General features: G+C 48.9%; 11 protein-coding genes. 6 read left to right on the top strand and 5 right to left on the bottom strand.

Translation table 11 applies throughout. The features are described from left to right. Positions 1-13: 13 nt before the first annotated feature. Positions 14-1,318 (bottom strand): diaminopimelate decarboxylase, encoded by a 1,305-nt coding sequence (gene lysA / locus X794_RS02015; RefSeq protein ID WP_011309051.1) that lies wholly within the window; start codon positions 1,316-1,318, stop codon positions 14-16. Between the two features lie 138 nt (positions 1,319-1,456). Between lysA and X794_RS02010 the strand changes: the two genes are divergently transcribed. Next, positions 1,457-2,161, top strand: a complete 705-nt coding sequence (locus tag X794_RS02010) for an HAD family hydrolase (protein ID WP_011309050.1) — start codon at positions 1,457-1,459, stop codon at positions 2,159-2,161. Between the two features lie 11 nt (positions 2,162-2,172). After that, positions 2,173-2,625: a YbhB/YbcL family Raf kinase inhibitor-like protein gene (locus X794_RS02005; RefSeq protein WP_011309049.1), complete on the top strand. Its 453-nt coding sequence runs from the start codon at positions 2,173-2,175 to the stop codon at positions 2,623-2,625. Between the two features lie 7 nt (positions 2,626-2,632). On the opposite strand, the gene glmS is transcribed toward X794_RS02005, so the two are convergent. From glmS to glmM, 4 genes are read right to left on the bottom strand one after another with little or no spacing between them, the layout of a single operon-like run. Beyond that, positions 2,633-4,414: a glutamine--fructose-6-phosphate transaminase (isomerizing) gene (gene glmS / locus X794_RS02000; RefSeq protein WP_011309048.1), complete on the bottom strand. Its 1,782-nt coding sequence runs from the start codon at positions 4,412-4,414 to the stop codon at positions 2,633-2,635. After that, positions 4,415-5,596, bottom strand: coding sequence for a bifunctional sugar-1-phosphate nucleotidylyltransferase/acetyltransferase (gene glmU / locus X794_RS01995; protein ID WP_011309047.1), 1,182 nt, complete (start codon positions 5,594-5,596; stop codon positions 4,415-4,417). It abuts the gene before it with no gap. A 17-nt stretch (positions 5,597-5,613) separates the two neighbouring features. Further along, positions 5,614-6,816 carry a bifunctional sugar-1-phosphate nucleotidylyltransferase/acetyltransferase gene (gene glmU, locus X794_RS01990; RefSeq protein ID WP_011309046.1) on the bottom strand — a complete coding sequence of 401 codons (1,203 nt, stop codon included), beginning with the start codon at positions 6,814-6,816 and terminating at the stop codon, positions 5,614-5,616. A gap of 1 nt (position 6,817) precedes the next feature. Further along, the gene (glmM, locus tag X794_RS01985) at positions 6,818-8,110 is read right to left on the bottom strand and encodes a phosphoglucosamine mutase (protein ID WP_011309045.1); all 1,293 of its coding nucleotides are present in this window, start codon (positions 8,108-8,110) and stop codon (positions 6,818-6,820) included. A 137-nt stretch (positions 8,111-8,247) separates the two neighbouring features. On the opposite strand from glmM, the gene X794_RS01980 reads away from it, so the two are divergent. From X794_RS01980 to X794_RS01965, 4 genes are read left to right on the top strand one after another with little or no spacing between them, the layout of a single operon-like run. Then, positions 8,248-9,624, top strand: a complete 1,377-nt coding sequence (locus tag X794_RS01980) for a TldD/PmbA family protein (protein ID WP_011309044.1) — start codon at positions 8,248-8,250, stop codon at positions 9,622-9,624. A 1-nt stretch (position 9,625) separates the two neighbouring features. Continuing rightward, a complete protein-coding gene (locus X794_RS01975; protein WP_011309043.1) occupies positions 9,626-10,927 on the top strand; it encodes a TldD/PmbA family protein in 1,302 nt (433 codons plus the stop codon). 13 nt (positions 10,928-10,940) lie between these two features. After that, entirely contained in the window at positions 10,941-11,771 is an 831-nt protein-coding gene (locus tag X794_RS01970; protein ID WP_011309042.1) for a PAC2 family protein, read from the top strand. After that, positions 11,771-12,721: a HEAT repeat domain-containing protein gene (locus X794_RS01965; RefSeq protein ID WP_011309041.1), complete on the top strand. Its 951-nt coding sequence runs from the start codon at positions 11,771-11,773 to the stop codon at positions 12,719-12,721. Before X794_RS01970 ends, X794_RS01965 begins: the two co-directional genes overlap by 1 nt. Positions 12,722-12,723 lie beyond the last annotated feature (2 nt).

The raw sequence follows: 12,723 nt of genomic DNA, 5'->3' as shown, positions 1-12,723 counted from the left end.
ATGAAAATCCGGCTTAGACCGAATCCAGACGGCTAAGGTCTTCCACGGTTTCACGCCGCCGTATCAGGCGGTCTTCACCGTTTTTCAGCATTACTACCGCCGGGCGATGGTAACCATTGTAATTGCTGGACATAGGCAGACAGTAAGCCCCGCAACAGGGAACTGCCAGTATGTCACCTGTCCTGAGGGAAGGCAGTTCAATATCTCTTATAAGTATATCGCCGGATTCGCAAAACTTACCGGCTATAGTTACCTTTTCCTTTTCAGCTGACTGGACGTTATTTGCCACCACTGCCTCATATTTAGCCTCGTAAAGAGCCGGGCGGATATTATCCCCCATGCCCCCGTCAACCGAGGCATACAAACGAATGCCGGGAATATCTTTTATCACCCCTACCGTATATAAAGCCACACCTGCCTGAGCTATAATGGCCCGTCCCGGTTCTATATTCAGACTGGGAGGAGTCAGCTTCAAACTGCGGCATTTGGATACCACTTTGGCTCCGATAGCCTCTGCATAAGCAGATATGGGAGGTGCCGGCTTGTCTACTTCGTACTGAACGCCGTAGCCACCGCCAATATCCAGTTCCTCTATATCAAAACCATAACGTTCCTGCACCTGTGCGGCAAAATCCAGCACCAGATCTATAGCGTCAAGGAAGGGCTGGGTTTCAAATATCTGGGAACCGATATGGAAATGGAAACCTACCAGATTTAAGCTGGCCTGAGCCATAGCTAAACCTACCGCTTCAGCTGCCTGAAACAGGGGGAAACCAAATTTGGAATCCAGCTTGCCGGTGGTAATATGTTGATGAGTATGGGCATCTACTCCGGGAGTTATCCTGAGTAATATATCCGGTATATGCCCGCTCTCATCTGCCAGTTTTGACAGGAGTTTTATTTCATCAAAACTGTCTACCACAATCCGCCCCACATGCAGACGAAGTGCCAGCCTTAGTTCTTCGGCAGATTTGTTGTTTCCGTGCAAATAAACCATATCCATAGGAAAACCGGCGTTGTTGGCAACGGAGAGCTCTCCGCCGGAAACCACATCCAGACTCATGCCTTCTTCAGCCAGTATTTTAAGCAAAGCCGGATGCAAAAAGGCTTTCGAAGCATAGCTGATAGAGCTGTCTGCATAGCGGCGTGAAAACTCACGCTTGAAATCACGGCAATTCTGACGGATGGTAAGTTCGTCAAAAATATACAGCGGCGTGCCATATTTGGCACAAAGCCCGGCAACATCTACCCCGCCGATAATCAGATGATTATTTTTTACTTCAGTGTTTTTGGGGAATACCTGTATTCTTGGTTCCATAATTGCTTATCATACCAGTGCTTACTCAGCTGCGTCAATGAATATTGCCATTAAAATTTATCCTCAGCCCGGCTGAATTTGCTTTAACTGATTTTATTAGTCTAGAATGGAATATAAAATATTGCCTTGGAGTGCCCGATGATAAAAGGTGTTTTCTTTGACCTGTACAATACCCTGATAGGCTACCAGCCCAGCCGTGAAGAGATGACCGTTAAACTGCTGGCTGATATGAACTACCCGATAAATGAGAATGACCTCTACCTGCCTATGAACAAGGCGGACGAATATTTTTACCTGCAAAACGCCCAAAAACCCATAAGCCTGCGGGAAAAACCGGAACAGTTTGCGGTCTGGAGCCACTACTACCGGATTATTCTGGAGGAAATAGGCATTGAAGCCAAACCTGAACTCATAAATACCCTTATCAGCCGCTGGAAAAACCTGAAATGGGAAATGATTCTCTATGAAGACGTAATTCCTTGCCTGAAAAATTTAAAGTCCAGAAACCTGAAAATAGGGCTTATTTCAAACGCAGATAGAGATATGTCAGAACTGTTTAACAAGACCGGACTCAATACCTATCTGGAAACAGTGGTCATATCACAGGAGGTGGGCGTAACCAAGCCCAATCCACTTATCTTTCAGGCGGCTCTAAGAAAAAGCGGCCTTACCGCCAAAGAGGTACTATACATAGGTGACCAATATCAGGTAGATTATATAGGAGCTATGAATGTAGGGCTTAATCCTGTATTACTTGACCGGCGTAACTGTTACCTTGATTTAAATGATTGCCGAAGGATAAGCGGTCTGGGTGAACTGGAGTATTGCATAGACAATACTTAGAGGAGACGGATATGCTTCTGGGTAGTAGTGCTTTTGCTTGCGGAGAGTATATTCCCCGCCGTTTTTCCGGTTTGGGTAGCAATATTTCACCGCCAGTCCACTGGATGCAACTGCCGCCGGATACTAAAAGTCTGGCTCTTGTATTGGAAGACCCTGACACATCCAAAGCCTTTACCCACTGGCTTATCTACAATATTCCGCCTAACCGTGTTGGTCTGCCTGAAGCTGTCCCTACTGAACCCAACTTGCCGGATGGAGTCCGCCAAGGGCTGAACAGTGAGGGAGAGACAGGTTATACCGGGCCTTATCCCCCGCCCAACCGGGTACACCACTACCATTTCCGTCTCTTTGCTCTGGATACTGAACTTAAGCTGAAGGCCAGTTGCCATCAGGCAGATCTGCTGAAAGCTATGGAAGGGCATATAATTGACCAGACGGATCTTACCGGTCTATTCGTAGTCTGAATAAGACCTATTCGACAGTGACACTCTTAGCCAAGTTGCGGGGGGTATCTATGGAACAGCCCAGCTCCAAAGCAACATAATAAGCCAATAGTTGGAGTACTACTGTAAAGAGTATCGGATTAAACAGGCGGTTGAAAGACGGCAGACTTATCACCCGGTCTGCCAGCTGACCCAATTGCTCGTCTCCGGCTTCACCTATAACAATCAGAGGGGCACGACGCACCTTTATTTCCCTGAGTCCGGTCAGCATAGCTTCATAGGTTTGGTCACGGCTTACCAGCGCCAGTACCGGTGTTTCCGGAGAAAGCAAAGCAAACGGCCCGTGTTTCAGTTCCCCTGCCGCATAACCCTCCGCATGAATGTATGAAATCTCTTTAAGTTTCAGAGCACCTTCCAAAGCAATGGGATAGTTTATCCCACGCCCTATAAAAAAAGCACTTTTAGACTTGGCTACTTCTACTGCCGCATCTTTAATATTCTGATGACTGCCAAGTATGCTCTGGACAACACTGGGTAAAAGCCGCATAGTGCTTAGATAATCCTGGTAACGGATATTAGCGGCAGATGCACCGGCAAAACACAAAGCATACAGGACTATCAGCTGGGCAATAAAACTCTTGGTAGCCGCCACCCCTATTTCCGGCCCGGCCTGAGTATATATAGTATGGTCTGCCAAACGGGCAGCAGTACTGCCTGCCACGTTAGTGATAGCCACTACCATACAGCCGGCTTGCTTCAAACGGCGCATCGCCCGTAAAACATCTGCGGTTTCACCGGACTGGGTAAGCACTACTGCCAGCTTGCAGGGCAGCAAACGATGCATATAGTTGAACTCCGAAGCTATCTCCAGCCGAACAGGTATATTCAAATGTTCTTCTACCAGATAACGGGCAGTCAGGGCTGCGTGATAGGAACTGCCGCAGGCCAGAAAAAGTATGCCGGTTTTGCGGCTCTGCTCCAGTATCTCAGATTTGTTAAAAGACTCCGGCAGAGGCATATTTATCAGGGTGTTTTGAATTACCCGGGGCTGTTCGTGTATTTCCTTGAGCATATAGTGGCTGTAGCCGGCTTTCTGTGATTCATCCTGAGTCCAGTTTACTTTTTCCACCAACGGAACGATATACCCACCGTTTCGGCGGATTTTCAGGCTGTCCGGGCTTATAGTGCCAATGTCGCCCTCATCCAGATATATAACCCGGTTGGTATACCCCAAAATGGCAGGTACATCTGAAGCTACCAGATATTCTCCGTCACCTACCCCTATAACCAAAGGGCTGTCCTGCCGCACTACTACCAGGGTATTTTCCCCCGAACGCATAACTACCAGAGCGTACGAACCCTCTATCTCTTTGACTGCCAGGCGAACAGCCTCTTCCAAATCTCCCTTATCGTACTCCTCTATCAAATGGGCAATAAGCTCGGTATCCGTATCTGAAACTATCTTATGGCCGTTACCTTCAAGCCGTTTCAGCAGTTGTGAATAATTGTTTATTACCCCATTATGCACCAGACAGATTTTACCGGTGCAGTCTGTATGGGGATGGGCATTTATTTGGGTGGGTTCACCGCAGGTAGCCCAGCGGGTATGCCCCAAACCGGCTGTACCCTTAAACAGGGGGGCATTTTGGAGTATGTCATGGACTTTACCTGCATCTTTAAAAACCTGTACCTCAGGGGTGTTTACGGCTATGCCGCAGGAATCATAACCCCTGTATTCCAGCCGGCACAAACAATCGTACAGAACACCCTGTGCCTGCCGTTTACCGGTGTACCCCACAATACCGCACATCTATACCACCAGACTGCCGTCAGGAATATTGCCTGACAGGGTTCTCAAAGGAGCTATACGGGTTGAATTGCCCACTACTGTACCGCTCTGAAGGACTACGGCATTCCCTACGGTGCAGCCTTCACCCATCATAGTCCCGACTTTTATTTTATGTAATCCATCATTTATCCGGGTTTCTATCTCGGCGGAGGGAGCACTGAACTGGCCGCAAATCACACAACCCCGGTCTATGACCGAATCTTCAATAACCGAAGCCACTCCGATACTGTTGCCGCTGTAAATCAAGCTATTCTTTATCTGGCTGAAGGGAGCTACTGTTACATTATCTGCAATACTGGTGGAAGGGTAAATACAGACACTCGGGCCTATATCACAGCCTTCACCTATTATTACCGGCCCCACGATATACGAATTTGAACGGATAACCGTATTCTTGCCAATCCGCACCGGCCCCTTCATAACCACGCCGCTTTCAATAGTGCCGGCTACTCCGGGTTTAAGTTCGGCTGATACCACCGCATTAAGTTTTAGCATATCCCAAGGGTAGACTATATCCAGCCAGGCTCCTTGGCTTTCTGCTACATGTATATCCAGCCCGTCTTTGAGCATGGACTGCAGCACCACCGGCATATCCAGATGCTCACCAATATAGTCAAACACTGCCCTTGAAAAAGAGTAAATGCCGGTATTTATAAAATTGCTTTTGGCTATGCTGGGTTTTTCCTCTATGGAGGTTAGAAGTCCGCCCGAAGAAGTTACTACCCCGTAACGGCTGGGGTCTTCGCCGTTTATGGCTTTTACCATAACTGCCTGCGGCGGCTGTTTTACAAACTCCCTTATAGTTGACGGCTTGATAAGCTGATCTCCATTCAGAACCAGAAAATCCCCTTTTATTTTATCTTTTACCTGTCTGAGGGCATGGGCTGTACCCAGCTGGTTTGGCTGCTGGACATAGCTTATCTGTACTCCAAAACGCCCGCCCTGCCCTAAATAGTCAAATATACGTTCCCGTTTGTAGCCCACTACCAGAATAATATCCCGAATGCCGTTTTGGGCAAGGGATTCAATAACATACTCAAGCAGGGGCTTGCCCGCAATAGACAGCATCACCTTTGATTTGCTGGCGGTAAAAGGCCGCAGGCGTTGTCCCTCACCAGCCGCCAGTATAACTGCCTGTTTCATATTTTACTCTCCCCGCCTTATCCGATATATGAGTTCGGCTCAACAAGCCCGCTCACAACCGCACCGGGTCCTATACGGCTGCCGGAGCCTATAAGGACGCCCGGATTAAGGCTTACGTTAATACCGGTTTCAACCCCGTCTCCCAGTACAGCCCCCAGCTTACGGCGGCGGGTATTGACACCTCCGGCAATAATATCTGCTCCGTCAAAACGCAGATTTGCCAGCTTGGTTCCGGCACCCAGATTGCAGTTTTGCCCGATAACACTGTCCCCCACGTAATTAAGGTGGGGGATTTTGGTGTTATCCATAATAATAGAGTTTTTTATCTCAACCGAAGCCCCAACCCGGCAATTATCCCCTATGGAGGTAGAGGGGCGGATATAACAGTTCGGACCTATGTCACAGTTTTTGCCGATTAATACCGGCCCTTCTATATATGCACCCGAACGGACAAGGCTGCCTTCGCCTATTTCCACCGTCCCCTTGATAACCACATTTTCCTCTACTGTACCATATACACAAGGGGCAAGGTTTTTAAGCATGGAAGCATTTACATCCAGCAAATCCCACGGGTAGCTGACGTCCTGCCAGTAAACAAGACGGCGGTAACCTACCTCTGTGCCGTTATCAATAAGAAGCTGGATAGATGAGGTTATTTCATATTCACCCCGCGGTGAGAGGGGAGTGTCGGAAATAGCTTTAAATATCCTTGGGGTAAACAGGTAAAGACCGGCATTTGCCAGATTAGCAGGGGGATTGGCAGACTTTTCATGGATGCATCTTACTCTGTCCCCGTCTGTTTCAAGCACTCCCAGACTGCTTGGGTCTGATACCTCAAGCACACTAAGAGTAGTTTCAGAACCTGCGGCCAGAGCGGAAATATCAGCTGACTCAGCCAGTATATCCCCGTTCATAACCAGAAAATTGCCCTCAAGCTGATTTTCAAGCTGTTTCAGGGCATGGGCAGTGCCAAGCTGGCGGGTCTGCTGGCAATAGCTGATTTTTACGCCCCATTTTGCACCATCCGCAAAATATGAACGCACCTGCTCATCACGGTAACCCACTACCAGTACAAATTCTTTTATACCGGCGGCGCTGACCTCCATCAAAAGGTGCTCCAAAATAGGCTTGCCCGCAATGGGAAGCATAACCTTGGGACGGGTAAAGGTCAGGGGACGCATGCGGCTGCCTTCGCCTGCCGCCAATATGACTGCCTTCATTTTATTTCTCCCGGGAAAGACAGCTCTTCAGGCATTTAAGACCTGTTTGATAAATAGTTTCGCACTGTTCAGGAGTTTTGGCTTCTGCCGTCAGGCGGATTTTAGGCTCTGTACCCGAAGGGCGGATAAGCAGCCAGCCATCTTTAAGATTGAGTTTAATCCCGTCCAGCAAGCTGGATGAAAGCGGATTCAGGCACTGAAGTGATTCCTCTACCAGAGACAAATTCAAACCGCCACCGGCCACACTCCCCCGCTTCATGGAGTATTCCGGTATATCTGAAATCAGTTCCGCCAAGGGCTGGCGTGAAACCAGATTTAACAATCTGGCGGCGGCATAAATACCGTCAGGGCAAAGAGAGCTTTCAGGGAAGACCCATGCACCGCAGGGTTCACCCCCGAAATTACCCTGCCTCTTAAGCTCTTCTGAGACGTAGTTGTCACCTATAGCTGTTCGTATAACTTTAAAACCCATCTCCTCTACTGACATGGAAGCGTCAAGAGTGGTAACCACTTTATCCGCCTTGGCCGCTCTGGCAAAAACCACCAGCATTTTGTCACCGGAGATAAAGTTGCCGTGTTTATCCACCGCCACCATCCGGTCAGCATCACCGTCATGGGCAATACCCAAATCGGCATCACTTTCCCTAACTGTCTGGATAAGCCCGGTAAGGTTTTCAGCCAATGGCTCAGGCGGGTGAGGGAAAAACCCATGGGTAGTATCATTCAGGGAAATCACCCGGCTGCCCATACGCTGAAGCAGCCATGGGGTTATCACGGATGCTGCCCCGCCGCCGCAATCCACCACCACTTTAAGGCGGCATTTGTCCGGCAGGTAGCTAAGTATATGTTCCATATGCTTTTCAACTGTACACGGAAAAGCATTTATCTGGCCGAAACTGTCCCATTTGAGGGAGGGAGAACGGCTTGATTCCACATCTTTGGTTATTTCCTGCTGCTGCAGATAACTGAAAGCCGAGCCGTCAGGATTGAGAAACTTAATACCGTTGTATTCAGCCGGATTGTGCGAAGCAGTCACCATCAGCCCTGCATCAAAATCTCTGGCAATAAAGGCCAAAGTAGGTGTCGGCACCAATCCGATGTCAATCACATCTGCCCCGGCGGCAACCAAAGCCCCGCTCAGTATACGCTTGATAGCCGGTGTAGAAGTACGGCTGTCACCCGCCAAAACTACTCTACGATAGCGTTTCCCTACAGAAAACCCCACCTTAAGAGCTATTTCCATCAAACGGTCATCCACCACGCGGCGGATGCCGGAAGTTCCGAATAATCCCATATGGCTAAATCGTAGCCCTTTTACCCATCATTAGTCAATGCCCGCCCAGCTATCAAGGCTGAAAACCCAACAATAAATTGACAAGCCAACTGCCCCAGTTTAAACTTAGACTAGAATACTATCTAAAGGTGACCACCTTGACTGAACTCCGAAATATTGCCCACGAGCTTTCTCAACAGCTATACCACTACCGGGCAGACTATCTGGAAATCCACCTGGAAGAGAGCACCAGCAGTTATATCTCTTACCGAGGGCAAAATCTGGATACTGCCGGACGCGGCAGTGACCTGGGCGGCAACGTTCGGGCACTGGTAAATGGCGGCTGGGGTTTTGTAAGCTTTAACAGTCTGGATGATATCCGCAAGCGGATAGATCTGGCTATTCATCAGGCCTCTCTGGCCGGTTCCACCCAGAGCCAGTTCGCATCTGCACCTTCAGTTACCTATGCCCAGACGGACGAACTATCCCAGAGTTCGGTGGAACGCCCGCTTGAAGACAAAAAACGGATACTGGACGAATACAAAGACCTTATCTGGCAGACTAAGGGTATAAAAACCTCGTTTATCCGCTTTTCAGACGGCTATCGCCGCCGTTTTTATGTAAACTCCCGCGGGAGCGTTATAGAACAATCACGCTCAGATATAAATTTTAACGCCACCGCCATTGCGTCTGGAGATGGTGAACTCCAGCAGTCAAATATCTCGGTGGGCAGCCGCGGCAACTACAACGCCATAACCGGGCTTCACTCCCAGATAAAAGACATGACCGAACATGCCGTAAAACTCCTCTCCGCCCCAAAGGTAAAAGGCGGTGAATATACCGTAATACTTGACCCCATACTGGCGGGAGTGTTTGTCCACGAGGCCTTCGGGCATTTATCGGAAGCAGACCATATATATGAAAACCCCCAGATGCGTGAAGTAATGGTCTTAGGCAAAAAATTCGGTCCGAAAATACTGAATATCATAGACAACCCCACCATGCCTGACCTTCGGGGCAGCTATAAATACGATGATGAAGGGGTAGCCGCAACCAAGAATTATCTTATCCGCGAGGGCAAGCTTACCGGACGCCTTCATTCGCGAGAGACCGCCGCCAAGATGAATGAACCCCTCTCCGGTAACGCCAGAGCCATATCTTACCGCTATGCCCCCATTGTGCGCATGAGCAATACCTATATAGAACCCGGCGTATCCACTCTGGAAGAAATGCTGGACGGGGTAAAAGAAGGCATTTATGTAAAGAATTGGTACGGCGGAACCACCAGCATGGAAATGTTTACCTTCTCCTCAGGGGAAGCCTATATGATAAGGGACGGCAAGATAGCCGAAGCATTAAGGCCGGTAGTTCTGTCCGGGAACGTATTTGATACTCTGCATAATATAGATATGATAGGCAATGACCTGGATATGAATCAGGGCGGCGGCTGCGGCAAGAGCGGTCAGTCTCCCCTGCCGGTTTCAAACGGCTCACCCCATATCCGTATTCAGAAATGCCTGGTAGGTGGTGCCTGATATGCTTGAAAAAATACTTGAACAAGCCAAAAAAGTGGCCGAACAGGCCGAATGTTTTATGGTGGAATCTGAATCCACCCCAATCCATTTTGAATCCAATCAGCTAAAAAATATTGAATCTAAACAAAGCCTTAGCCTGGCTTTGCGTATTGTTAAAGACGGCAAGATTGGCTATGCCGCCAGCTCCAACCCAGCAGATTGGCCGAGGCTGGTGAATATGGCACTTGAAACCGCCGCTTACGGCCAGACAGCCCATTTCCAATTTCCTGCCTCTCAAACCTACCCGGAGGTTAAAATATTTGACCCTGAGGTAGAAACCGTAAGTCTGGAAGAGATGGTAAATCTGGGCAAAGAAATGGTAGCCGGATTGCTTGATATAAACAGTGAACTTATCTGTAGCTCCAGCCTGACCAAAAGCACCCGAAAAGTAAGCCTGCTAAATACCAGCGGGGCAGATATCAGTTTTAAAAAGAGTCTCTTTTCCATGGGGTTGGAGGGCACGCTGGTACGCGGTACGGATATGCTTTTTGTAGGTGACGGGTTTAGCTCCTGCCGCCCTATCCGCTCCAGCCTGGAAGTGGTAAATCTGGTCAGCAAACAGCTAAAGCGCGCCCGACAAAATGTACCTCTTCAAAGCAGGGAGATGCCGGTTATTTTTACTCCCCACGGGGTTGCCAGCACCATTATCCCTGCCCTGTCCGCCGCACTTAACGGCAAACTGGTACAGGAAAAAGCTTCACCGCTGGCCGGAAAACTGGGTGAGCAGATGTTTGACCCTGCCTTTAATCTGGTTGATGACCCTACCCAGAGCTTCAGCCCGAACTCACGCCCCTTTGACGACGAGGGCACAGCCAGCCAAATTACACCCATGGTGGAAAACGGGGTTATTAAAAACTTTATTTATGACCTCCGCACTGCCGCTTTAGCCAAAGCCAAAAGTACCGGCAATGCCGAAAGACATGGCGGACAGCCGGCTCCCGGTTTCAGCGCCCTGATGATAAAGCCCGGCACACTTTCATTTGAAGAAATGGTTTCAGATATTAAAGAGGGTTTGGTAGTAGAATTTATGATGGGAGCGGAACAAGGAAATGTGCTGGGTGGTGATTTCTCCGGAAACGTACTGCTGGGTTATAAAATAGAAAATGGACAGATTACCGGGCGGGTAAAAGACACCATGCTCTCCGGGAATATATATAGTGCACTTAAAACTATAAATGCCATCGGCAGTGACGGACGCTGGCTGGACGGTGAACTTTTCACCCCATCCATGTATTTCCCGAACCTGTCCGTAGCTGCCAAATAAGAGAGACAGATATATGGACAAAAAATACAAGCTAAATTCCAGACCGAAACTCAAGTCTCCCTGCCTGCTGGCCGCTTGGCCGGGCATCAGCAATGTCGCCCTGATTGTGGCGACATACCTGGTACGTAAACTGGAGTTTAAAGAACTGGCCGAAATAGATTCTCCCAGCTTCTTTGACCCGATAGGTGTGCTGGTAAAGGACGGGGTGGTTGAAGAACCTCAATTCCCCCAAAATCGTTTTTATTACCTGAAAAATAAACAGGATAACGACATTATCCTCTTCATAGGCGAAGACCAACCTTCTACCAAAAGTTACGAACTGGCTAACTTGATTCTGGACGTAGGCCAGCGTTTCGGTGTTAAAAGGATTTATACATTTGCCGCCGCCCTGACCCGTATTCACCACAGCGAACAACCCCGGGCATGGGCAGTGGGCACCAACACTCAGGTAGCCAATGAATTGATAGAACGGGGATTGAGCGGAAGCGGCAATCTCCAGATTTCCGGCCTTAACGGCCTGCTGCTGGGTGTAGCCAAAGAACGCAATATGGACGGGGTGTGTCTGCTGGGGGAAGTACCCAGCTATGCTTCCCGCCTGCAAAATCCCATGGCAGCTTTGGTAATCGTTCAAATTTTGTCCAAATTACTCCAACTGGGGGTTGATGTTACCGAACTGGAACAGATAGCCTCTGAGGCCAAGCAGCATGTATCCCAGATTGCAGCCGAAGCTATGGAGGATTACATAGACTATTTCACCGAACCTATCTGGGAAAGCGGTGAAGAAGATGACGATGATGACCTTGATACTGATGATGATGACAACGAGGAAGCGAGTAACAACTGATGAGCCAAGAAAACCCGGAAATAAGCGAACTCTTTGAGAGACTGGCAGATGAAAACACTAGCCTGAAACATACTGACTTAGCCCTGCTATCTGACCTCAATAACCAGGAGATAGCCGCTTTCAAGGATTTCTGGACAGGTATGAGCCCCGAAAGACGGCTGGATATAGTCAGCCGGCTGGGTGAACTGGCCGAAGATGATGTTTCTCTGGATTTTGACAGTATTTTTGTCAGAACCATGCATGACCCGAACCCTGAGGTACGGGCTAAATCCGTTGACGGTCTTTGGGAATGTAACCGCCCGTCTCTGGTTGACCATTTGTTGTCTTTATCAAGCGAAGACCCTTCTATGGAGGTTCGCATAGCCGCCACTGCCGCTCTGGGGCGTTACAGTATGATGGGTGAATTCGGACAGCTCCCCGAAAAAACCAGCCAGTTGCTCCAAACCAGTTTGCTGGCAATTTTCAAAAATACCAATCTGCCGGTGGAACTAAGACGCAGAGCACTGGAATCAGTGTCGCCTTTCGGTCAGCCGCAGGTAATCACAGCTATTTCCCAAGCCCACAACAGCCCTGAACACCTACTCAGAGTAGGTGCTGTCTATGCCATGGGACAAAACGCCAGTGACCAATGGGAGTCTGTAATCACATCTGAACTGAACAATGATAATAACGACCTCCGTTATGAAGCGGCAGTAGCCGCCGGAGAACTCTGCTTGGAACGTTTCATACCTAAATTGGTCTCCATGATTGAAGACCCTGATATGGAAGTCCAGCTGGCATCAATACAGGCGCTGGCTAAGATTGGCGGCCAGGACGCCAAAAAAGGGCTGACAGAAAATCTGGAAAGCACCTCCAGCCAGGCTATCCGGGAAATGATAACTACCGCACTGACAGATATAGAGGCAGACGAATCTGCTGCCGGTATGCCTGCCATTTCACCTGAAGAGTAAGA

The organism is Dehalococcoides mccartyi CG5 (assembly GCF_000830885.1).
In the GTDB taxonomy this organism is placed as follows: Bacteria; Chloroflexota; Dehalococcoidia; order Dehalococcoidales; family Dehalococcoidaceae; genus Dehalococcoides; species Dehalococcoides mccartyi_B.
The sequence above is the reverse complement of the archived record's forward strand: the minus strand, read 5'-3'. Positions and strand labels throughout refer to the sequence as shown.

What these genes read in the sequence shown, in the direction of transcription:
- lysA (WP_011309051.1), bottom strand. Translation starts at nt 1,318, where the DNA reads ATGGAACCAAGAATACAGGTATTCCCCAAAAACACTGAAGTAAAAAAT.
- X794_RS02010 (WP_011309050.1), top strand. Translation starts at nt 1,457, where the DNA reads ATGATAAAAGGTGTTTTCTTTGACCTGTACAATACCCTGATAGGCTAC.
- X794_RS02005 (WP_011309049.1), top strand. Translation starts at nt 2,173, where the DNA reads ATGCTTCTGGGTAGTAGTGCTTTTGCTTGCGGAGAGTATATTCCCCGC.
- glmS (WP_011309048.1), bottom strand. Translation starts at nt 4,414, where the DNA reads ATGTGCGGTATTGTGGGGTACACCGGTAAACGGCAGGCACAGGGTGTT.
- glmU (WP_011309047.1), bottom strand. Translation starts at nt 5,596, where the DNA reads ATGAAACAGGCAGTTATACTGGCGGCTGGTGAGGGACAACGCCTGCGG.
- glmU (WP_011309046.1), bottom strand. Translation starts at nt 6,816, where the DNA reads ATGAAGGCAGTCATATTGGCGGCAGGCGAAGGCAGCCGCATGCGTCCC.
- glmM (WP_011309045.1), bottom strand. Translation starts at nt 8,110, where the DNA reads ATGGGATTATTCGGAACTTCCGGCATCCGCCGCGTGGTGGATGACCGT.
- X794_RS01975 (WP_011309043.1), top strand. Translation starts at nt 9,626, where the DNA reads ATGCTTGAAAAAATACTTGAACAAGCCAAAAAAGTGGCCGAACAGGCC.
- X794_RS01970 (WP_011309042.1), top strand. Translation starts at nt 10,941, where the DNA reads ATGGACAAAAAATACAAGCTAAATTCCAGACCGAAACTCAAGTCTCCC.
- X794_RS01965 (WP_011309041.1), top strand. Translation starts at nt 11,771, where the DNA reads ATGAGCCAAGAAAACCCGGAAATAAGCGAACTCTTTGAGAGACTGGCA.